We start from the raw sequence: 19,966 nt of genomic DNA on the forward strand, positions 1-19,966 counted from the left end.
ACCTGTGCCGGGCAGTCAGCCCGGCACTTTCTTTTTGCCGATCCGGAATTTTGAATGACTTCGGCTTCCAGTGATATTTCAAAGACACGGTGGTTTTTCGCCGGCATGCGGGGGCTCTTTAGCCTGCCTGCGATCATCCTGATGATCTCCTTCGTCGGCTTTTCGGCTTTCGCGCTCGAATCGGGTGTCAGCCGGGCCGAGGCCATGTTCATGACGGCCGCAGTCTGGGCTCTGCCGGCCAAGATGATCCTGATCGGCACCATGACCAGCGGCGCCAATCTTCTGGCGATTTTCCTGGCCGTCTCGCTGTCGTCGATCCGCATGATGCCCATGGTCGCGTCACTCGTGCCGGAGATGCGCATGGGAAAAACGCCCACCTGGGTTCTGCTTTTCCTGTCTCACTTCGTGGCGATCACGGCCTGGGTCTTCGCCATGGGCACGTTCAAGGATGTGCCGAGGGAAGGGCGCGTCGCCTATTTCGCAGGCTTCGGCATCACGCTGGTGACGATCAACACGATCCTGGTCGGCATCTGCTATGGCCTCGTTGCCCAGTTCCCGCCGATCGTCGCGGCTCTCCTGTTCTTCCTCACGCCTGTCTATTTCATCGCCTCGATCTGGGCGACGGGCCGCCAGTCCGTGGTGAAGGTGGCATTCGTCGTCGGCGTCGTGGCCGGGCCAGTGCTGGCGGTGCTCGTCCCGGGCTTCGATATCCTGATCGCGGGTCTGGGCGGCGGTACGCTCGCTTATTTCTTTGATCGCTACGTCATTCGTCGGGGCAGGCGTTCCGCGAGTGCCGAGGAGCAGAAGATGGCTCCGCAGGCGGAGGAGGTGGTCTGATGCAGGACTACTGGCCCTATATCGTCATCATCATCGCCGGTTGGCTTGCGACGGATCTGTGGCGTTGGCTCGGCGTTCTCGCTGGCAATCGGCTTCAGGAGGGGTCGGAAGCGCTCAACTGGGTGAGGGCGGTTGCGACCGCACTCGTCATGGCGGTGACCGCCAAACTCGTCGTCTTCCCGACTGGCACACTGGAAGCCTCGCCGCTCTGGCTAAGGCTTGCAGCCGCCGGCCTTGGCTTTGCAGCCTTCCTTCTGGCAGGCCAGCGCGTGCTCGTGGGCGTCGCCGTTCCCCTGGCGATCCTGGGGGCAGGGCTGCTCTGGCTCTGAGATCAGGCGCGTTCACAGACACGTGTGATCGCTGGAATTGCCACATTTCGCTTCCCAAGTCGGGTATCCGATCAACAGGAGGAAAGCGAAATGTCCAAGGTTGTACGCTTCCGAAAGCTGAAACACGGTGATCCGCCCCGCTTCAAGGTGCTGCCGGAAGACTTGAGCGACAGCTCGTCAAAACTGGGCGGCTGGGATTCGACCGGATCCTTCCCGATCATGGTGCTGGTCTTGATTGCCATCGCAGCATTGGTGGTTGTGGGCGGCTTCGTCGCCTGAGCCTGTTCTTCGACCCTTCATGACCCTCGGGTGGCGGCGCTTCAGAGCGCCGCCTTGATCTTCTCCGCCTGCGCCTGCAGCATCTCGACATCGGCCATGCCACCGGCATGCGGCTTCAACGGCTGGCCTTCATGCCGCGGAATGACGTGAAAATGCAGGTGGAAGACGGTCTGCCCGGCCGCCGGCTCGTTGAACTGCGCGACATAGACACCGTCGGCATCGAAGGCTTCCTTCGCAGCTTTGGCAAGTTTCTGCACGACTGGCATGAGCTTGGCGAGGACGGCCGGATCGGCATCGAGCAGGTTGCGTGAGCCAGCCTTCGGGATGACCAGCAGGTGTCCGGGCGCCTGGGGCATCACGTCCATGAAAGCCAGCGTATCCTCGTCCTCATAAAGCTTCACAGACGGGATCGTGCCCGCGATGATCTTGGCGAAGATATTGTCGGACTCATAGGCTGTCATGGTCGTCTCCTTAGCTGTTCGCGCCACTTAACGGCATGGCCGGCAAGGCTTCAAGTGCGCAAGGCGGCTCTCAACCGTCGAATTCCTCGCCCTCGCGCAGCTGCCGCTCACCTTTGCGGAACGGCGTGTGCTCGCCCAGATATTCGCCGGCCTGGGCCACCTCGCGGCGCTCGTGTTCGAGATAATCGGCGACAGCCCGCCGCAGCCCCGGATGGACGATGAAATGGGCAGAATGCGTGGTGACCGGCTCGTAGCCACGCGCAAGCTTGTGCTCGCCCTGTGCGCCCGCTTCCACGCGTGACAGACCCTTTTCGAGGGCAAAGTCGATCGCCTGATGATAGCAGACTTCGAAATGCAGGAAGGGATGATCCTCGACGCAGCCCCAATGGCGGCCATAGAGCGCATCTGCGCCGATGAAGTTAATTGCGCCGGCCACATAACGGCCTTCGCGTTTAGCCATCACCAGAAGAATATCGTCCGGCATCCGCTCACCGACCAGGGAGTAGAAAAGGCGCGTCAGATACGGCCGCCCCCATTTGCGGCTTCCGGTGTCCATGTAGAAACGGAAGAACTGGTCCCAGATGTCTTCCGTCAGATCACGGCCCGTCAGCCAGTCGATGGATAGGCCGTTTTCCAGCGCATTGCGCCGTTCCTTGCGCAGGTTCTTGCGCTTCGACGACGAAAGTTCGGCGAGGAACGCCTCGTGATTGGCATAGCCGCAGTTGATGAAATGGAACTGCTGGTCCGTTCGATGCAGAAAGCCGGCTTCCGTAAGGGAAGAAAGCTCCCCTTGCGGCAGGAAGGTTACATGCGCCGAGGACGTGCCGAGTTCGCGTGCGACCTGTTGCAGCCCCTGCGCCAGCAGATCCTGGACTTGCGCGACATCTTCACCCTGCCGCACGAGCAGTCGCGGTCCGGTCGCGGGGGTGAAGGGAATGGAGGCCTGAAGCTTGGGATAATAGCGGCCGCCGGCCCGCTGGAAGGCATCGGCCCAGCCGTAGTCGAAGACATATTCGCCCTGGCTGTGGCTCTTCAGATAACACGGAATGGCGCCGAGAAGGCGCCCTTCCTGTTCGAGCAGCAGATGATGGCCCATCCAGCCCGTCTCGGCCGTGGCCGAACCGGAGTCTTCGAGAGCCGAAAGAAAGGCATGCGAGATGAAGGGATTATAGCCGGGCCCGGAACGGGAGGCTCCACTGAGGAGATCCCATTCGGCGGGTTTGATTTCCGAAAACGAACGGACTACGCGGATCGTCACCTCGTCTGCCATGGATCTCCCGTCAGGCGATGGCCGGCGACTGGCGCGGGTCGAAGCCTTCGAATGTCATTTGATCTGCATATTTATAGGTCTGTGCCCGCATGATTTCATCCCTGACGGTCCAGGTAATTACAGGCGCGCCCTTTTCACGCAGACCCGTGACGAAATCATTGGGCAGATGCGCCACGCAGTAGGAAGTGAAGTCCAGGCCGAGATCCATGGCCTCACGATGAGCGGCAAGAGTGTCCGGCTTGACGCCTTCGGCCGTGAGACCAACTGGCCACGGGCATTCGGCAACTTTCAGCGCGCGCAGGAGGTGGAAGTCGAAGCTCATCAGCGCGACCTTGCCCTCGTATCCCTCGAGCACTTCGAGAACGGCTTCCACGAAGCCATCATCCTGTTCGGCGTCGATGCCCTTGAGTTCGATGACCAGTGGCACCTGGCCCTTGACCAGATCGAGCATCTGGCGAAGCGTCGGGATCTTGTCGGAGGTGCCGCCGATCGAAAGCATGCGCAATTCGGCAGCCGTGCGCTCGCGTACCTCGCCGGCAATGCCGCAGAGACGCTGCAGGTCGTGGTCGTGGAAAACCATCGGCACGCTGTCGGCCGACAGCTGGATGTCGCATTCGATCGCGAACCCTGCCTCTATGGCGCGGCTGAAAGCCGAGAGGGTGTTCTCCCAAATCTGCTTGTTCATGTCGTGGTAGCCGCGATGGGCGACCGGCACGTCCTTGATCCAATCGATATGGCTCACTGGGTGATCTCCAGGATCGCGTCGATCTCCACGGCCGCATTAAGCGGCAGCGATGCCATGCCGACCGCAGCGCGCGCATGTTTGCCCGCCTCGCCGAGCACGTTGGCGATCAGGTTCGAGGCACCATTGATGACGAGATGCTGCTCGACGAAGCCCGGCGCCGATGCCACGAAACCATTGAGCTTGACGACACGGCTGATGCGCGAGAGGTCGCCGGAAAGGGCGGCCTTCGCCTGGGCGAGGATGTTGATGGCGCAGAGTTCCGCGGCGCGCTGCGCTTCCGGGAGCGCGACATCCCCGCCGACGAGACCGATCACTGCCACTTTTCCGCCTTCAATCGGCAACTGGCCGGAGAGAAACAGCAGGTTCCCGCTGATCACATAGGGCACGTAATTGGCGGCGGGGGCTGCGGCTTCCGGCAGGCTGATGCCCAGTGCTGCAAGGCGGCCGTCGATTGTGTCGGACATGGTCGATTCCCGGTCTGTTGATAAAAGTTGAGAAAGTTGTGGCGACGAAAAGCATGTCTCGCTTTTGCCGGATGTGTTCTTATAACATCGCTGACGAGTCCAACAGGAGGGTGTCGATGTTTCCTTTGCGAATGGCGGTCCGTGCGTCCGTGGCCCTGGCTGCCGTGGGCGCGACCGGGCAGGCGGCCTTAGCGGCAACCGTCGGCCTCGTGCCGCACCGCGCCGTCTATGACATCGTGCTGAAGGAAGCATCCGATCGCTCCGGCATCGAATCCGTCCGCGGTCGCATGGTCTACGAATTCAGCGGTTCGACCTGCAAAGGCTTCAACACCCAGTTCCGTTTCGTCACTCGCATTGACGTGGGCGAGGGCGTGCGCATGACCGACCAGCGCTCCTCTACGTTCGAAGACGTCGCGGCCGGCAAGTTCCGCTTCGAGAACAAGTCCTTTACCGACGACCAGCTCGACAAGGACGTGAAGGGGGCGGCCGCCGAAGCCGACGGCAAGGTGAAGATCGAGCTGACCGGGCCCGACAAGCGCGATATCGAGCTGGCCGATAGCCGTTTTCCCGCCGAACATATGCTGGAAGTCATTGCCCGCGCCCGCAAGGGCGAGCGCGTCTTCGAATCGCGCATCTTCGATGGCTCCGAGGACGGCGACCAGACATTCCTCACCACGACCATCGTCGGCGGGCCGAAGAAGTCGGCCCAGACGGATCCGGAAGCCAAGGCTGTCGCCTCTCTCGGACCGCAGGATTACTGGCCCGTATCGATCGCCTATTTCGACGAAAAGACGAAGGATGATCAGGAGCCGATCTACAGCCAGTCCTTCAAGCTCTATGAAAACGGTGTCACCCGGGATCTGACGCTCGACTACGGTGATTTCGTCCTGGCGGGTAAGTTGACGAAGCTGGAAGTTCTCGGCAAGCCCGACAGTGACTGCCAGTAAAGGCTCCGAATTGCTGGAAATTCGGCGCTTTCGCTATTGATTTTTGACCGGCGCACCTGTATGGCCGGCGTCATTCCACACGCGAGACTTGGGATCGACAGGGAGAAATCCTGCCGCTTCCGCCCGGTGGTGGGCCGAAAGGTCTGCTGTTTGTCTCGCGGGGGTTAAACCGGAAAAGGAGAAAAAGGCATGGCATTGCCTGATTTTAGCATGCGTCAGCTTCTGGAAGCTGGCGTTCACTTCGGTCACCAGACGCACCGCTGGAACCCGAAGATGAAGCCGTACATCTTCGGCGATCGTAACAACATCCACATCATCGACCTGGCTCAGACCGTTCCGATGCTGTCGCGCGCCCTTCAGGTCGTGTCCGACACCGTTGCTCGCGGCGGCCGCGTTCTGTTCGTCGGCACCAAGCGCCAGGCTTCGGAAATCATTGCTGACAGCGCCAAGCGTTCGGCCCAGTACTACGTCAACTCCCGCTGGCTCGGCGGCATGATGACCAACTGGAAGACCATTTCGAACTCGATCGCCCGTCTGCGCAAGCTCGACGAGATCCTGGCTTCGGAAGCCTCCGGCTACTCCAAGAAGGAGCGCCTGAACCTCGAGCGCGAACGCGAGAAGCTTGAAAAGGCTCTCGGCGGTATCCGCGACATGGGCGGCACCCCGGACCTGATGTTCATCATCGACACCAACAAGGAAAAGATTGCGATCGACGAAGCCAAGCGCCTCGGCATCCCGGTTGTTGCAGTCATCGATTCGAACTGCGATCCGGACCTGATCGACTACCCGATCCCGGGCAACGACGACGCTTCGCGCGCCATCTCGCTCTACTGCGACCTGATCTCGCGCGCTGCCATCGACGGCATCGCTCGCCAGCAGGGCGCTTCGGGTCGTGACATCGGCGCCTCTGCCGAAGCTCCGATCGAGCCGGCTCTCGAGACCGAAGCAGACGCGTAATCGCGTCTCTGCGGCGGGTTTCCGCCGCATATCCCGTCAAGGGAACGGCCGCCTGTGTGCTCGCCCGAGCGACAGGCGGCCTCCGTTCTTCCGGATGCCTTTCGCCTCGGGCGAGACACCGTCGAAGACGGCCGATTGTTTCCGTGGTGACCCGCTTCATCACGTTGTCATACATCCGGGTACATTTCGTCCCCAACACAGCGGCCCTCCGTCGCCTTGAGGTTACGGATCGACCGCCTGAACAGACAAGAGGCACACAATGGCTGAAATCACTGCAGCACTGGTAAAAGAACTGCGCGAAAAGTCCGGCGCAGGCATGATGGATTGCAAGAAGGCTCTGACCGAAAACAACGGTGACATCGAAGCCGCCATCGACTGGCTGCGCGCCAAGGGTATCGCCAAGGCTGACAAGAAGTCCGGCCGTACGGCTGCTGAAGGCCTGGTCGGCATCAACGGCGCCGGCACCTCGGCCGTTGTCGTCGAAGTCAACTCCGAAACCGACTTCGTTGCCCGCAACGACGCCTTCCAGGACCTCGTTCGTGGCGTGGCTTCGGTTGCCATCGGCACCGACGGTTCTGTAGACGCGATCGGCGCTGCCACCTATCCGGCCAGCGGCAAGACCGTCACCGACACGATCAAGGACGCAATCGCTCACATCGGCGAAAACATGACGCTGCGCCGCGCCGTCAAGCTTTCCGTCGAAGATGGCGTTGTCGCCACCTACATCCACAACGCCGTTGCTGACGGCCTCGGCAAGCTCGGCGTTCTCGTCGCGCTGAAGTCGACCGGCAACAAGGACGTTCTGTCTGCCATCGGCCGCCAGGTTGCCATGCACATTGCTGCGACCAACCCGCTCGCCATCCGTGCGGAAGAAGTTGACGCTGCTGTCGCCGAGCGCGAGCGCAACGTCTTCATCGAGCAGTCCCGCGCCTCCGGCAAGCCGGACGCCATCATCGAGAAGATGGTTGAAGGCCGCATGCGCAAGTTCTTCGAGGAAGTTGCTCTTCTCTCGCAGGCTTTCGTCATCAACCCGGACCAGACCGTCGGCGACGCCATCAAGGCTGCCGAGAAGGAAGCTGGCGCTCCGATCGAAGTCACCGGCATGGCACGTCTGCTGCTCGGCGAAGGCATCGAGAAGGAAGAGTCCGACTTCGCTGCCGAAGTCGCAGCTGCTGCCAAGGGCTGATTGCCGTTACCCTTCTTCGAGGGAAAACATCGGGCATCGCGTGACAACGCGGTGCCCTTCGTGTATCCGGCACAGAATTGATTTCGGGAGCTTTCATGTCAGCCAAGCCATTGTTCAAACGCGTCCTCCTCAAGGCTTCCGGCGAAGCCCTCATGGGTAGCCAGGGATTCGGGATTGATGTGGCAGTGGCCGACCGGATTGCCGGCGACATCGCCGAAGCCCGTCGCATGGGCGTCGAAGTCGGCGTCGTTGTCGGCGGCGGCAACATCTTCCGTGGTGTCGCTGTCGCGTCCAAGGGCGGCGACCGGGTGACCGGCGACCACATGGGCATGCTGGCGACCGTCATCAACGCGCTGGCGCTCGCCACCTCGCTGCGCAAGCTCGACATCGATACGGTCGTCCTCTCGGCCATCGCCATGCCGGAAATCTGCGAAAGCTTCTCGCAGCGCGGCGCTCTGCATCATCTGGCGCAGGGCAGGGTGGTGATCTTCGCCGGCGGCACCGGCAACCCGTTCTTCACGACCGATTCCGCCGCGGCGCTGCGTGCGGCCGAAATCGGTGCACAGGCGATCTTCAAGGGCACCCAGGTGGACGGCATCTATTCCGCCGACCCGAAGAAGGATCCGACGGCGACCCGCTTCGACAGCCTGACCCATGACGAAGTCCTGCAGAAGGGCCTCGCGGTGATGGATGTCGCAGCCGTGGCGCTCGCCCGCGAAAACCATATTCCGATCATCGTCTTCTCGATCCACGAGAAGGGCGGGTTCGGCGAGATTCTGTCCGGCGCCGGACGCATGACGATCGTTACCGACAACTGATCACTTTACGGGTGGCGCTATTAAGCCGCCGAGCAATAGAGCAATGGGAGAACCATGATGACCGCAGGGGTTGATCTCAACGACATCAAGCGCCGCATGGACGGTGCCATCAACGCATTCAAGAACGACATCGCATCGCTGCGCACGGGCCGGGCTTCGGCAAACGTGCTGGATCCGGTGGTGGTGGAAGCCTATGGTTCGCGCGTACCGCTGAACCAGGTTGCCAACGTCACGGTTCCTGAACCCCGCATGCTCGGTGTCTCGATCTGGGACAAGTCCATGGTCGGCGCCGTCGATCGTGCGATCCGCGAAGCCAATCTCGGCCTGAACCCGATCGTGGATGGCCAGAACCTGCGCATTCCGCTGCCCGAGCTCAACGAAGAGCGCCGTAAGTCGCTGGTCAAGGTGGCACATGATTATGCCGAAAAGGCCAAGGTCGCGATCCGTCACGTCCGTCGTGACGGCATGGACAGCCTGAAGAAGGCCGAGAAGGATGGCGACATCAGCCAGGACGATAGCCGTTCGCTCGCCGACAAGGTCCAGAAAATGACAGACGAGACGATTGTCGACGTCGACCGCTTGCTCGCGGACAAGGAAAAGGAAATCATGCAGGTTTAAGGCAGAGTCGTTCTTCGCCGTACTCTCCAAGCCGCCTGGATCCTCGCCAATGTCGACAGTTCAACATCGCCTCGTTCCGCAGCATGTTGCGATCATCATGGATGGCAATGGCCGATGGGCGAATGCGCGCGGTCTGCCGCGCACCTTCGGCCATCGAAAGGGTGTGGAGACGGTCCGTGAGACGGTGAAGGCGGCTGGCGAGGCCGGCGTTGGCTTCCTGACGCTCTTCGCTTTTTCTTCTGAGAACTGGCGCCGTCCGGAATCGGAGGTGAACGAGCTCTTCGGTCTGCTGAAGGCCTTCATCCGGCGTGACCTCGCCGACCTGCATCAGGCCGGCGTTCGGATCCGCATCATCGGTGACCGCGTGAACCTGCGCGAGGACATTCGCTCGCTGCTGCTCGAGGCGGAAGAGACGACCGCGGCCAATACCGGCATGACTCTGGTCATCGCCTTCAACTACGGCTCCCGCGACGAGATCGCCCGCGCGGCTGCCCGTCTGGCTTCTGATGTTCAGGCGGGCAAGCTTGATGCCTCCGAGATCGATGCGCAGAAGCTGAACGATTATCTCGATACGGCCGGGATCCCCGATCCTGATCTCGTCATTCGCACGAGTGGCGAAGAGCGGCTCTCGAACTTCCTGCTCTGGCAGGCGGCCTATGCCGAACTGATGTTCGTCCCGGACTTCTGGCCGGATTTCACGCCTGCACTCTTCGACAGCATCCTGGAGCGCTATGCGGCGCGCGACCGGCGCTTTGGCGGTCTTTCGACCAAAGCCGTGGCGGTCGGCTCATGACTTTGACGATGTCGCGAGAGCTCCAGCTCAGAATCGTTTCTGCCATCGTCATGATCCTCGTGGTACTCGCTGCCACCTGGATGGGCGGTCTGGCTTTCAAGACCGTCGCCGTCGCAATCGGCCTGCTCGTGTATTACGAATGGTCGACTATCACCCGCCTTGCGGATGGCAGCCTCAGAGCCCATGCCTTTGGCTGGTTCTCGATGGCCCTGATCAGTCTCAACATGTTCTTCGGTCATGCCGATCTGACAGTGCCCCTGTTTGCCGGTCTCGTGATCACCTGCGCAATTCCGGCTATGCTGCGGCGGGTGAGCTGGTGGCAGCCGGGTGGCCTGTTATATGCGGGCCTCAGCGCCATTTCGCTCTCGGCCATCCGTGGCGACGATTCGCTCGGCTTCATCGCCATGCTCTTCGTCTTCGTCGTCGTCTGGGCAACGGACATCCTGGCTTATTTCGTCGGGCGGGCGATCGGTGGCCCGAAGCTTGCGCCGCGCATTTCGCCCGGAAAGACCTGGTCCGGCGCAATCGGCGGCACGGTCGCAGGTGTTGTCGGCGGCCTGCTGGTGGCCATGAGCCACTTCCAGGACCTCGGCCTCTGGGTCGGGATCGTTGCCTTCACGCTGTCGGTCTCGAGCCAGATCGGCGATCTCTTCGAATCCTTCATCAAGCGCCGCTTCGGCGTGAAGGACTCCAGCAAGTTGATCCCAGGCCATGGCGGCGTCATGGACCGCGTTGACGGCCTTGTATTTGCCAGTTTTGCCGCGTTTTTCTTGGCCGTCGGCAGCTCTGCCGGCAGTGCCAATGCCGTCGTCTCCATGGGAGCCTTCCTTTTCGGTCTCTAATTGATCGGGTGGGCTAGGCCAACGACGGCGTCAACCTTCGCCATGAGCGAGATCGGGATACGGACAGATGGACTACATCAGCGCAGTTTTCAGTTTTCTCGGCGGCTATATCCTGCCCTACATCCTGATTCTGTCCCTCTTGGTCTTCATCCATGAGATGGGGCATTACCTGGCTGGCCGATGGTCCGGTATCCGGATCCTGGCCTTCTCCGTCGGCTTCGGCCCGGAGCTCGTCGGTTACACGGACAGTCATGGAACCCGTTGGAAAATCTCGGCAATCCCTCTGGGCGGCTATGTCCGCTTCTTTGGTGACGCCGATGCGGCGAGCCGTCCCGATGGGTCGATGGCCGAGGAACTGACCGAGGAAGAGCGGGCCCAGACACTGAACGGCGCCAAGCTTTGGAAGCGCGCCGTCACCGTCGCCGCCGGGCCTCTCGCCAACTTCCTGCTGGCGATCGTCATCTTCGCCGGCATGTTCGCGACCATGGGCAAGCCGGTCTCCGACCCCGTCGTCGCCGACATCAAGGCAGGCAGTGCCGCCGAAGCCGCCGGCATCGCCCGGGGCGACGTTCTGGTGGCGCTGGACGGCCGCACGATCGAAACCTTCGATGATGTCGTCCGCTATATAACCATGCGCCCCGAAATTCCGGTTGAGGTGACGGTTCGTCGTGATGGCCAGGAGATGGATTTCGACCTGGTGCCGAAGCGCGCCATCACAACGGACCGTTTCGGTAACGAGATGGAGGTCGGCCAGATCGGAATCATCACTGATCAGCAGGCCGGCAATTTCCGCATTGTTCAGCTTTCGCCGCTTGAGGCGGTCTGGGAAGGCGTTCGCCAGACCGGTCATATCGTCACGGGCACCTTCGACTATCTCGGCAACATGATTGTCGGACGCATGAACGCCGATCAGCTCGGAGGCCCTGTCCGCGTGGTGCAGGCGTCGGGCGAAATGGCGACACTCGGCGTTATCGCCCTGTTAAATCTGGCGGCAGTTCTTTCCGTTTCCCTGGGGCTTTTGAATTTGTTCCCAGTTCCGGTTCTTGACGGCGGCCATCTCGTTCTCTACGCGATTGAAGCAGTGCGGGGGAGGCCGATGGGTCAGGGCGCACAAGAGATCGCTTTCCGCATCGGTATGGCGATGATCTTGTCCCTGATGGTTTTTGCCACCTGGAACGATATCAGCCGTTTGATTGGCTAACGGGGAGCTTGTGTCGCGCGAAAGGATTTGTTTACGCTGTTTCAAATTGATAGTGGCGATTGGGCCACGCGTTGAAATGAAGTAAACAGAAATTAACTCGCACACTTGCTTGTAGGGTAAAACCCGTTAAAACCACACACGGGCCGGAGTCGGGTGCCGACTTTGGGGCAATGGAAGAAGGTAAAGTATACACATGAAGGCTGGTTCAAAGTTTTTGAACGCAGTATCGGCGGTCGCGCTGTCTGCTGGTGTCGTGTCTTCGGGCGCAGGTATTGCCGTTCTCGCATCGGCGGTTGCTGCCGAAGCCGCAGTGGTTCAGCGGATCGACGTACGCGGAGCTCAGCGTGTCGGTGCCGAGGCTGTACGCTCCAACCTTTCGATCCAGCCGGGTCGGACTTTCTCCAATGCCGACATCGATGAATCGGTGAAGCGTCTGTACGCCACCGGCTTCTTCTCCGATGTGCAGATCTCCGTTTCGGGCGGCACGCTCGTGGTGACGGTCGCTGAAAACCAGCTGATCAACCAGGTGGTCTTCAACGGCAATCGCAAGATCAAGGACGACAAGCTGCAGGGCATCGTCCAGACCCAGGCTCAGGGTCCGTATAGCGACAGCCTGATCAGCGCCGACATTCAGCGCATCCGTGAAGCCTATGGCGCGATCGGCCGCAGCGACGTCGAAGTCACGACGCAGGTCGTTCCGGTTGCCGAAGGTCGCGTGAACCTTGCTTTCGTGATCAACGAAGGCGAGCGCACCAAGATCAGCTCGATCAATTTCGTTGGTAACAACGCCTATTCTGACGGCCGTCTGGCCGCCGTTCTGCAGACTAAGGAATCGGGCATCCTGTCCTTCCTGACCCGCAAGGACGTCTACAACGAGGACAAGCTGCGCGCCGACGAAGAGGCGCTGCGCCAGTTCTACTACAACCACGGCTATGCCGACTTCCGCGTCATTTCGTCCGAGGCCGTCCTCAACGAAGCTGGCAACGAATACACGATCAACATCACGGTCGACGAAGGCCAGCGCTACAAGTTTGGCGCCGTATCCGTTGAATCGACTGTTGACGGTATCGACGGTTCTGAGCTTCAGGGTCTGCTCGAAACCCGCGAAGGCGACACCTACAGCGCCCGCGACATTCAGAAGTCGATGGAAGCCATTTCCCGCCGCGTATCCTCGGCCGGTTATCCCTTCGCACGCGTGGTTCCGCGTGGTGACCGCAACTTCGAAACCAATACCATTGGCGTGACCTATCTGGTCGACCAGGGTGAGCGGGCCTATGTCGAGCGCATCGAAGTCCGCGGCAACACCCGTACCCGCGACTACGTCATCCGCCGCGAATTCGATATCTCTGAAGGCGACGCCTTCAACCAGGAGACCATCTCGCGCGCCAAGCGTCGCCTCGAGGCTCTCGGCTTCTTCTCCTCCGTCAACATCTCGACCCAGGCTGGCAGCTCGCCGGACCGCGTCGTCGTGATCGTGGATGTGCAGGACCAGCCGACCGGTTCGTTCGGCATCGGTGCCGGTTACTCGGTCGGCGACGGCGGTCTCGTCCTTGAAGCGTCGGTGGAAGAAAAGAACTTCCTCGGTCGCGGTCAGTTCATTCGTCTCGCTGCCGGTGGTGGCTTCGACGACACGCAGACCTACAACTTCTCCTTCACCGAGCCTTATTTCCTCGGTTACCGTCTGGCCGCCGGCTTCGACCTCTTCAAGAGCTCGACCAGCAGCAACACCTATTACGACTACGAAGAGCAGGGCGGCACGATCCGCGTGACGGCGCCGATCACCGAAGATCTGGCGACTACCCTTCGTTATACGTACAAGGAAATCGACTACATCAACGATGGTGCCAACACCGGCAACACGGCGCAGCCTTATCTCGATGTAATCGAGCAGGGCTCCTGGACGCAGTCGATCTTCGGTCACTCGGTTGTTTACAACACCGTTGACGATCGTCAGAACCCGCATGAAGGCATCTACGCGAGCTTCACGCACGAGTATGCCGGTCTCGGTGGCGACTCCGAATACTACAAGGCCTATATCCGCGCCCGCATGTTCTACACCCTGTCGGATGAGTTCGACATCGTTGGCTCCCTCGCCGGCTCGGCAGGTCATGTTGTAGCCTTGGGTGACAACCTGAACGTCTTCGATCAGTTCAAGATCGGCGGCAAGGAAGTCCGCGGCTTCGACAACAGCGGTATCGGTCCTCGCATGGGTGACGACTCGATCGGCGGTACGACCTACTTCACGGCGTCTGCCGAGGCGACCTTCCCGCTTCCGCTGGTTCCGCAGGATCTCGGTTTCCGTGGCGCCGTCTTTGCTGACGCCGGTACGCTCTTCGGTAGCGATCTGCGGAGCGACGCAGGCGCAGAAGGAACCGATATGTCTATCCGCGCTTCGGTTGGTGCTGGTCTCGTCTGGAACTCGCCCTTCGGTGCGCTCCGCGTCGACTACGCCGTTCCGGTGGCCAAGGAAGACTTCGACGATACCCAGGAATTCCGCTTCAGCATGGCGAACCAGTTCTAAGACTGGCCGTCCAGAACTGCTGACAGTTTGACGTTCTGGAGCGTTTGCTGATGGAGCATAATCATTTCTTTCCGCCCCATTCGGGGGTGACCTTGGCTGCGCTTGCGCAGCACGCGGGGGCGGAATTGCAGGACGAGAGCCACGGCGACCGGATTGTTCGATCCGTTTCGCCGGTGGCGCGCGCCAAGGATGGGGATGTCTGCTACATCCTCTCTCGCCGCAGCCGGGAGGACCTGTCGACCTGCCAGGCGACCGCGATCTTCTGCGAAAAGCCGCTGCTATCCCTGATCCCCTCGCATATACCCGTTCTTCTTGCCAAAAGTGCCCATACCGCTTTTGCGCTCGCGGGTGCTCTCCTGCATCCGCAGGGCTTGCAGCCCGTCCGCATGACATCTGGAACCGCAAAGGTGTCGCCGGCTGCCTTCGTTGACCCAACGGCGCGCCTCGAAGACGGCGTCGAGATCGAGCCGATGGCTGTGATCGGTGCCGACGTCGAGATTGGCAGCGGCACGCGGATCGGTCCAGGCGCAGTGATTGGACCCGGGGTCCGGATCGGTCGGGACTGCGTGATCGCAGGCGGCGCGACGGTTCAGGTCGCCTTGATCGGCAACAATGTCATCATCCACAATGGTGCCCGAATCGGTCAGGATGGCTTCGGCTACGCGCCAGGCCCGCGTGGAATGCTGAAGATCGTTCAGGTCGGTCGCGTCATCATCCAGGACCACGTCGAGATTGGCGCAAACACCACTATCGACCGTGGCACGATGGACGACACGGTGATCGGCGAGGGCACCAAGATCGACAACCTCGTTCAGGTCGGCCACAACGTCCGCATCGGCCGTCACTGCGGCATCGTGAGCCAGGTTGGCATTGCCGGCAGCACCGTCATTGGTGACGGCGTCATGATCGGCGGCGCCGCGGGCGTCAATGGCCACATCAAGATCGGCGATGGCGCCCAGATCGCCGCGATGAGCGGCGTCCTGGCTGATGTGCCGCCCGGTGAAAAATACGGCGGTGTTCCGGCCCGCCCGCTGAAGGATTATCTGCGCGAGGTGGCCGACACCTTGAGCCGCTATGACGGCCGCGCCAAAGACAAGGGAGCCAGCAATGACTGACACCTCAAAGAGCGAATTGGGATCGGCTGATATCCTCGAGATCATGAAGCTTCTGCCCCACCGCTATCCCTTCCTGCTGGTGGACAAGATCATCGAGATCGACGCGGACAATTCGGCCATCGGCATCAAGAATGTGACCGCGAACGAGCCTCATTTCACCGGGCACTTCCCAGAGAGCCCGATCATGCCTGGCGTATTGCTGATCGAGGGCATGGCGCAGACCGCCGGTGCCATCTGCGCACGCAACCAGGGTGAGGGCGGCAACCTCGTCTATTTCATGACCATCGACAATGCCCGCTTCCGCAAGCCGGTCGTACCGGGCGATCGCGTCGAGTTCCATGTCGTGAAGCAGAAGCAGCGCGGCAACATCTGGAAGTTCCATTGCGATGCCAAGGTGGATGGCGTTCTCGCCGCAGAGGCCGATATCGGTGCCATGATCATGCGCAAGGATCAGAAATGAGCCTCATCGCCGAAAGCGCCGTCATCCACCCGATGGCCGTGGTCGAAGACGGCGCGGTGATCGGCGAAAATGTCAAGATCGGCCCCTTCTGCCGTGTCGGTCCTCGCGTGACGCTGAAAGCCGGCGTCGAACTCGTTTCGAATGCGGTTGTGACCGGATTAACGGAAATCGGCGCCGGTTCGGTCGTTCATCCGATGGCCGTTATCGGTGGCGTGTCCCAGAGCCTGCACGAGGCAGGGGAAGATTCGAAACTCGTCGTCGGTGCAAACTGCACCATGCGCGAAGGCGTGACGATGAACTGCGGCACGGTCGGCGGCGGCGGCATCACCAAGGTCGGTGACAACTGCCTGTTTCTCGCAAATTCGCACGTTGCCCATGACTGCATCCTCGGCAGCGACATCATCCTGTCGAACAATGTGATGCTCGCTGGCCATGTCCGCGTCGAGGACAAGGCGATCCTCAGCGGCGGTTGCGCCGTGCACCAGTTCACCCGTATCGGCCGGCAGGCCTTTATCGGCGGCCTCTCTGCGGTGGCCTATGATGTCATCCCCTACGGCATGCTGAACGGAAACCCGGGCATTCTAGGCGGCTTGAACGTGGTCGGCATGACTCGTGCCGGCATCGAGCGCTCGGTCATTCATCAGGTTCGCCGGGCCTTCAAGCAGATCTTCGAAAGCGAAGGATCCGCACGTGCCAATGCGGCGGCGATCCGTGACGAATACCTTGATTGCGCACCCGTGATCGAAATCCTCGATTTCATCGCGGCGGAAAGTGATCGCGCGCTGTCGTCCCCCAACCGGGGCAAGAACTGACCGATGACGGCGGCCGCTGAAAGAGACGGCCTGCCGCGCAACGGTCGCCTTGCGATCATCGCCGGCAGCGGAAAGCTGCCGCTCTTCCTCGCCGAAGCGGTGCGCGAAGCCGGCGAAGATCCGTTTATCCTCCGACTGAAGAACGAAGCCGACGATCTCTGGCAGGGTTTCGACAATGCCGTCATAGGCGTCGGCGATATGGCCGGTCTCTCGGCACTCTTTCGCAAGCATGAGATCACGCGCGTCGTCATGTCCGGTGCGGTCAAGCGCCGGCCCGCTTTCGGCGAGATCCGCGTCAACCTGAAATCACTGCTGAAACTGCCGATGGCCCTGAAGACGCTGCTCGCCGGCGGCGACGACGCGGTTCTGCGCATGGTGATTTCCCTGATCGAGGCGCAGGGCTGCGAGGTTCTCGGGGCGCACGAAATCCTGCCGGGACTGCTCGCAACCGTCGGGCCGCTCGGATCCGTCTCTCCGGATGCCGATGCGCTCAAGGACATCGAGCGGGCTGCCGATGCGGCCGAAACTCTGGGAAGGCTTGACGTGGGGCAGGGTGCCGTGGCCATCGGTGGCCGCATCGTCGCGCTCGAAGGCGTCGAAGGTACCGACGCCATGCTCGCCCGCGTGGCAAGTCTGCGCGCCGAGGGACGGATCTCGAAACGGCGCAAAGGTGTTCTGGTTAAGCTGTGCAAGCCGCAGCAGGATCTCAGGGCCGATCTGCCGACAATCGGCGTATCGACCGTTACAAACGCGCAGGCCGCCGGGCTTGCCGGTATCGCGGTGGAGGCGGGACGGGCGCTCGTGGTGGAACGGGAAGCCGTCATGGCGGCCGCCGATGCGGCCGGCCTTTTCGTCGTCGGCATAGACCGATCAGCCGGGGAGCGAGATTGATGAGTGACAGACCGCTGAAGATTGCCGTGATAGCCGGCGAAGTCTCCGGAGACCTGCTCGGTGCCGATCTCATCGCGCAGCTGAAGGTCATGCACAACGGCCCGATCGAGCTCGTCGGCGTCGGTGGTGACGCCCTGGAATCACAAGGCTTGAAGTCGCTCTTCGACTTCTTCGAGCTTTCCATAATGGGGTTTACCCAGGTCCTGTCCAAACTCCCGCGCCTCATCAACCTGATCTCGATCACTGCCGATGCGATCGTGAAGGCAGAGCCCGACTTGCTGCTGGTCGTCGACAGCCCGGACTTTACCCATCGGGTCGCGAAGAAGGTACGCAGCAAGCGTCCGGATCTCCCTGTGATCAATTATGTTTGCCCGAGCGTCTGGGCCTGGAAGGAATATCGCGCCAAGGCCATGCTCGGCTATGTCGATGCCGTCTTGGCGGTTCTGCCGTTCGAGCCGGCGGTGATGCAGCGTCTGGGTGGTCCGGAAACGCATTTCGTCGGCCATCGCCTGTCGAGCCACCCGGACATCCGACGTGTACGACAAGCGCGCCGGGCGAGGGGCCCGCGACCCCTCGGCAGCAAGCGCACGATCCTGCTGTTGCCGGGCTCCCGTGGCGGCGAGATTGCGCAGCTGCTTCCCATCTTCGGCCAAGCGATGCAGGAGTTCGTGACGCGCAATGGCGAAACGCGGTTCATCCTGCCCACTGTGGCCCGCCAGGAAGCGCGTGTGCGCGAGATGACGCGCGACTGGCCCACAAAGCCGGAAATCGTGGTCGGCGACGCGGCCAAATGGCAGGCCTTCGAAGAGGCTGACGCGGCGATTGCGGCGTCCGGCACGGTTATCCTCGAGCTGGCGCTCGCCTATGTGCCGGTCGTATCGACCTACAAGGGTGACTGGATCATCCGGATGCTGAGCCACCGCATCAAGATCTGGACAGGCGCCTTGCCAAACCTGATCGCCGACTACGCGGTCGTTCCCGAATACTTCAACGATGTCCTCAGGCCGGCAAGCCTTGTCCGCTGGGCTGAACGTCTTTCTCTCGATACGCCGCAGCGGACTGCCATGCTGAGTGGATACGACGAGGTCTGGCGCAAGCTGGAGACGGAACGGCCGGCCGGTGAGGCCGGCGCGGCCGTGGTTCTATCGGTACTCGAAAAACGCGGGAAGCTCTGAGCGTCAGCTCCAGCGGGCGAAAGGATCGGCGAGCCCTTCCCATGCAGTGGGCGTGAAGCGCTCGGCCTGCACCAGGCAATCATCAAGCTGCGCGGTGATTTCGTCTCGGTCCATGGGATCTGCGCCGATAAAGACGATCTCCTGTCGCCTGTCTCCCCATTCCTGATCCATATAAGGGGCCATCGCATTGATGAAGCCTTCATCGTCGGGCCAGCGCGACTTTGGCACCGAAGCCCACCAGAGCCCCATCTTCGTCGTGCGCACCAGCGGTCCGGCCTGGCTGAGTTCTCCGACATGGTGGGGACGGGTGGCGAGCCAGAAGAAACCCTTGGCGCGGATCACGCCCGGCCATGACCGGTCGAGGAAGGCCCGGAAGCGTGTCGGGTCGAATGGCGCGCGAGCGCGATATACGAAGGAGCGGATGCCGTATTCTTCCGTTTCCGGAACATGGTCCCGGAAGCCGTGCAGCTCCTGGAACCAGAGCGGATGCGTTTCGGCCTTGGCGAGATCGAAAAGCCCCGTTCCCAGGATGTCCTTCGGCGCCACTTCGGCAAAATCGGTTTCGATCACGCGCGCATCAGCGTTCAGCCCCGCGATGATCTTTCTGGCGGCATCGAGCTGGTCGGCTGACGCCGTCCCCACCTTGTTGAGAATGATGACGTCGGCGAACTCGATCTGCTCGACCAGAAGATCGACGAGCGTGCGATTGTCGTTGTCGCCTGCCGTTTCGCCGCGATCGGAGAGGAAGTCACTGGAGGAATAGTCGCCGATCAGATTGGCGGCATCGACCACGGTGACCATGGTGTCGAGCTGCGCGATGTCGGAGAGACTACGCCCGTCTTCGTCGCGAAAGTCGAACGTGGTCGCGATCGGCAAGGGTTCGGCAATGCCCGTCGCCTCGATCAGCAGATAATCGAACCGACCCTGCTCGGCGAGCCCTCGCACCTCGTTCAGGAGATCGTCGCGCAGGGTGCAACAGATGCAGCCATTGCTCATCTCGACCAGCTGTTCCTGCGTCCGCGACAGAGCCGCATCGCCGCCACGCACGAGTGCGGCATCGATATTCACCTCGCTCATGTCGTTGACGATCACCGCGACGCGCAATCCGTCGCGATTGGCCAGCACGTGGTTGAGCAGCGTGGTCTTCCCGGCGCCGAGAAATCCTGAGAGGACGGTAACAGGCAGCTTCTGCATCATGAACTCCGTATTTATGTAATAACATTACATTCGCCCATCTGAAAAAGG

General features: G+C 61.3%; 22 protein-coding genes. 17 read left to right on the forward strand and 5 right to left on the reverse strand.

Annotated features, from left to right (window positions below; translation table 11 throughout):
* Positions 1-54: 54 nt before the first annotated feature.
* From FAA86_RS11355 to FAA86_RS11365, 3 genes are all read left to right on the forward strand, one after another.
* The gene (locus FAA86_RS11355; protein ID WP_136540641.1) at positions 55-837 is read left to right on the forward strand and encodes an AzlC family ABC transporter permease; all 783 of its coding nucleotides are present in this window, start codon (positions 55-57) and stop codon (positions 835-837) included.
* On the forward strand, positions 837-1,166 hold the full coding sequence (locus FAA86_RS11360) for an AzlD domain-containing protein (RefSeq protein WP_136540643.1): 330 nt from the start codon (positions 837-839) through the stop codon (positions 1,164-1,166). The genes FAA86_RS11355 and FAA86_RS11360 overlap by 1 nt, the downstream gene beginning before the upstream one ends.
* Positions 1,167-1,256: 90 nt before the next feature.
* Positions 1,257-1,445, forward strand: a complete 189-nt coding sequence (locus FAA86_RS11365; RefSeq protein ID WP_136540645.1) for a hypothetical protein — start codon at positions 1,257-1,259, stop codon at positions 1,443-1,445.
* A gap of 41 nt (positions 1,446-1,486) precedes the next feature.
* Here the strand turns inward: FAA86_RS11365 and FAA86_RS11370 are convergent, their stop codons facing one another.
* From FAA86_RS11370 to FAA86_RS11385, 4 genes are all read right to left on the reverse strand, one after another.
* Positions 1,487-1,906 carry an HIT family protein gene (locus FAA86_RS11370; protein WP_136540647.1) on the reverse strand — a complete coding sequence of 140 codons (420 nt, stop codon included), beginning with the start codon at positions 1,904-1,906 and terminating at the stop codon, positions 1,487-1,489.
* 70 nt (positions 1,907-1,976) lie between these two features.
* Entirely contained in the window at positions 1,977-3,176 is a 1,200-nt protein-coding gene (locus tag FAA86_RS11375) for a GNAT family N-acetyltransferase (protein WP_136540649.1), read from the reverse strand.
* 10 nt (positions 3,177-3,186) lie between these two features.
* Positions 3,187-3,918 (reverse strand): glycerophosphodiester phosphodiesterase, encoded by a 732-nt coding sequence (locus FAA86_RS11380; protein WP_136540651.1) that lies wholly within the window; start codon positions 3,916-3,918, stop codon positions 3,187-3,189.
* A complete protein-coding gene (locus tag FAA86_RS11385; protein WP_136540652.1) occupies positions 3,915-4,385 on the reverse strand; it encodes a RidA family protein in 471 nt (156 codons plus the stop codon). Before FAA86_RS11385 ends, FAA86_RS11380 begins: the two co-directional genes overlap by 4 nt.
* A gap of 131 nt (positions 4,386-4,516) precedes the next feature.
* Here FAA86_RS11385 and FAA86_RS11390 point away from each other — a divergent pair, with 131 nt between their 5' ends.
* The 14 genes from FAA86_RS11390 to lpxB all read left to right on the forward strand — a co-directional run bounded on the left by FAA86_RS11390 (position 4,517) and on the right by lpxB (position 18,721).
* Positions 4,517-5,332 (forward strand): cell envelope integrity EipB family protein, encoded by an 816-nt coding sequence (locus FAA86_RS11390; RefSeq protein ID WP_377344423.1) that lies wholly within the window; start codon positions 4,517-4,519, stop codon positions 5,330-5,332.
* A 189-nt stretch (positions 5,333-5,521) separates the two neighbouring features.
* The gene (gene rpsB / locus FAA86_RS11395) at positions 5,522-6,289 is read left to right on the forward strand and encodes a 30S ribosomal protein S2 (protein WP_113461226.1); all 768 of its coding nucleotides are present in this window, start codon (positions 5,522-5,524) and stop codon (positions 6,287-6,289) included.
* A 259-nt stretch (positions 6,290-6,548) separates the two neighbouring features.
* Positions 6,549-7,475 carry a translation elongation factor Ts gene (tsf, locus tag FAA86_RS11400; RefSeq protein ID WP_113461227.1) on the forward strand — a complete coding sequence of 309 codons (927 nt, stop codon included), beginning with the start codon at positions 6,549-6,551 and terminating at the stop codon, positions 7,473-7,475.
* Between the two features lie 95 nt (positions 7,476-7,570).
* Positions 7,571-8,293: a UMP kinase gene (gene pyrH, locus FAA86_RS11405; protein ID WP_113461228.1), complete on the forward strand. Its 723-nt coding sequence runs from the start codon at positions 7,571-7,573 to the stop codon at positions 8,291-8,293.
* A 57-nt stretch (positions 8,294-8,350) separates the two neighbouring features.
* Positions 8,351-8,911 (forward strand): ribosome recycling factor, encoded by a 561-nt coding sequence (gene frr, locus FAA86_RS11410; protein WP_113461229.1) that lies wholly within the window; start codon positions 8,351-8,353, stop codon positions 8,909-8,911.
* A 49-nt stretch (positions 8,912-8,960) separates the two neighbouring features.
* Positions 8,961-9,704, forward strand: a complete 744-nt coding sequence (locus tag FAA86_RS11415; RefSeq protein WP_136540656.1) for an isoprenyl transferase — start codon at positions 8,961-8,963, stop codon at positions 9,702-9,704.
* 8 nt (positions 9,705-9,712) lie between these two features.
* Positions 9,713-10,546 (forward strand): phosphatidate cytidylyltransferase, encoded by an 834-nt coding sequence (locus FAA86_RS11420; protein ID WP_136540878.1) that lies wholly within the window; start codon positions 9,713-9,715, stop codon positions 10,544-10,546.
* A 67-nt stretch (positions 10,547-10,613) separates the two neighbouring features.
* On the forward strand, positions 10,614-11,747 hold the full coding sequence (rseP, locus tag FAA86_RS11425) for an RIP metalloprotease RseP (protein ID WP_136540658.1): 1,134 nt from the start codon (positions 10,614-10,616) through the stop codon (positions 11,745-11,747).
* 193 nt (positions 11,748-11,940) lie between these two features.
* Complete coding sequence (gene bamA / locus FAA86_RS11430; protein ID WP_136540660.1) at positions 11,941-14,268, forward strand: outer membrane protein assembly factor BamA; 2,328 nt, start codon at positions 11,941-11,943, stop codon at positions 14,266-14,268.
* Positions 14,269-14,318: 50 nt separating this feature from the next.
* Positions 14,319-15,383: a UDP-3-O-(3-hydroxymyristoyl)glucosamine N-acyltransferase gene (gene lpxD / locus FAA86_RS11435; protein ID WP_136540662.1), complete on the forward strand. Its 1,065-nt coding sequence runs from the start codon at positions 14,319-14,321 to the stop codon at positions 15,381-15,383.
* Positions 15,376-15,843, forward strand: coding sequence for a 3-hydroxyacyl-ACP dehydratase FabZ (gene fabZ, locus FAA86_RS11440; protein ID WP_113461235.1), 468 nt, complete (start codon positions 15,376-15,378; stop codon positions 15,841-15,843). The genes lpxD and fabZ overlap by 8 nt, the downstream gene beginning before the upstream one ends.
* A complete protein-coding gene (gene lpxA / locus FAA86_RS11445) occupies positions 15,840-16,655 on the forward strand; it encodes an acyl-ACP--UDP-N-acetylglucosamine O-acyltransferase (RefSeq protein ID WP_136540664.1) in 816 nt (271 codons plus the stop codon). Before fabZ ends, lpxA begins: the two co-directional genes overlap by 4 nt.
* A 3-nt stretch (positions 16,656-16,658) precedes the next feature.
* On the forward strand, positions 16,659-17,546 hold the full coding sequence (locus tag FAA86_RS11450) for an LpxI family protein (protein ID WP_136540666.1): 888 nt from the start codon (positions 16,659-16,661) through the stop codon (positions 17,544-17,546).
* A complete protein-coding gene (lpxB, locus tag FAA86_RS11455; protein ID WP_136540668.1) occupies positions 17,546-18,721 on the forward strand; it encodes a lipid-A-disaccharide synthase in 1,176 nt (391 codons plus the stop codon). Before FAA86_RS11450 ends, lpxB begins: the two co-directional genes overlap by 1 nt.
* Before the next feature lie 3 nt (positions 18,722-18,724).
* Here lpxB and FAA86_RS11460 read toward each other — a convergent pair whose 3' ends face one another.
* The gene (locus FAA86_RS11460; protein ID WP_136540670.1) at positions 18,725-19,918 is read right to left on the reverse strand and encodes a GTP-binding protein; all 1,194 of its coding nucleotides are present in this window, start codon (positions 19,916-19,918) and stop codon (positions 18,725-18,727) included.
* Between the last annotated feature and the right edge of the window lie 48 nt (positions 19,919-19,966).

Source organism: Rhizobium rosettiformans W3, assembly GCF_004912135.1.
GTDB classification, from domain to species: domain Bacteria; phylum Pseudomonadota; class Alphaproteobacteria; order Rhizobiales; family Rhizobiaceae; genus Allorhizobium; species Allorhizobium rosettiformans.

What these genes read in the sequence shown, in the direction of transcription:
- FAA86_RS11355 (WP_136540641.1), top strand. Translation starts at nt 55, where the DNA reads ATGACTTCGGCTTCCAGTGATATTTCAAAGACACGGTGGTTTTTCGCC.
- FAA86_RS11360 (WP_136540643.1), top strand. Translation starts at nt 837, where the DNA reads ATGCAGGACTACTGGCCCTATATCGTCATCATCATCGCCGGTTGGCTT.
- FAA86_RS11365 (WP_136540645.1), top strand. Translation starts at nt 1,257, where the DNA reads ATGTCCAAGGTTGTACGCTTCCGAAAGCTGAAACACGGTGATCCGCCC.
- FAA86_RS11370 (WP_136540647.1), bottom strand. Translation starts at nt 1,906, where the DNA reads ATGACAGCCTATGAGTCCGACAATATCTTCGCCAAGATCATCGCGGGC.
- FAA86_RS11375 (WP_136540649.1), bottom strand. Translation starts at nt 3,176, where the DNA reads ATGGCAGACGAGGTGACGATCCGCGTAGTCCGTTCGTTTTCGGAAATC.
- FAA86_RS11385 (WP_136540652.1), bottom strand. Translation starts at nt 4,385, where the DNA reads ATGTCCGACACAATCGACGGCCGCCTTGCAGCACTGGGCATCAGCCTG.
- FAA86_RS11390 (WP_377344423.1), top strand. Translation starts at nt 4,517, where the DNA reads ATGGCGGTCCGTGCGTCCGTGGCCCTGGCTGCCGTGGGCGCGACCGGG.
- rpsB (WP_113461226.1), top strand. Translation starts at nt 5,522, where the DNA reads ATGGCATTGCCTGATTTTAGCATGCGTCAGCTTCTGGAAGCTGGCGTT.
- tsf (WP_113461227.1), top strand. Translation starts at nt 6,549, where the DNA reads ATGGCTGAAATCACTGCAGCACTGGTAAAAGAACTGCGCGAAAAGTCC.
- pyrH (WP_113461228.1), top strand. Translation starts at nt 7,571, where the DNA reads ATGTCAGCCAAGCCATTGTTCAAACGCGTCCTCCTCAAGGCTTCCGGC.
- frr (WP_113461229.1), top strand. Translation starts at nt 8,351, where the DNA reads ATGACCGCAGGGGTTGATCTCAACGACATCAAGCGCCGCATGGACGGT.
- FAA86_RS11415 (WP_136540656.1), top strand. Translation starts at nt 8,961, where the DNA reads ATGTCGACAGTTCAACATCGCCTCGTTCCGCAGCATGTTGCGATCATC.
- FAA86_RS11420 (WP_136540878.1), top strand. Translation starts at nt 9,713, where the DNA reads ATGTCGCGAGAGCTCCAGCTCAGAATCGTTTCTGCCATCGTCATGATC.
- rseP (WP_136540658.1), top strand. Translation starts at nt 10,614, where the DNA reads ATGGACTACATCAGCGCAGTTTTCAGTTTTCTCGGCGGCTATATCCTG.
- bamA (WP_136540660.1), top strand. Translation starts at nt 11,941, where the DNA reads ATGAAGGCTGGTTCAAAGTTTTTGAACGCAGTATCGGCGGTCGCGCTG.
- lpxD (WP_136540662.1), top strand. Translation starts at nt 14,319, where the DNA reads ATGGAGCATAATCATTTCTTTCCGCCCCATTCGGGGGTGACCTTGGCT.
- fabZ (WP_113461235.1), top strand. Translation starts at nt 15,376, where the DNA reads ATGACTGACACCTCAAAGAGCGAATTGGGATCGGCTGATATCCTCGAG.
- lpxA (WP_136540664.1), top strand. Translation starts at nt 15,840, where the DNA reads ATGAGCCTCATCGCCGAAAGCGCCGTCATCCACCCGATGGCCGTGGTC.
- FAA86_RS11450 (WP_136540666.1), top strand. Translation starts at nt 16,659, where the DNA reads ATGACGGCGGCCGCTGAAAGAGACGGCCTGCCGCGCAACGGTCGCCTT.
- lpxB (WP_136540668.1), top strand. Translation starts at nt 17,546, where the DNA reads ATGAGTGACAGACCGCTGAAGATTGCCGTGATAGCCGGCGAAGTCTCC.
- FAA86_RS11460 (WP_136540670.1), bottom strand. Translation starts at nt 19,918, where the DNA reads ATGATGCAGAAGCTGCCTGTTACCGTCCTCTCAGGATTTCTCGGCGCC.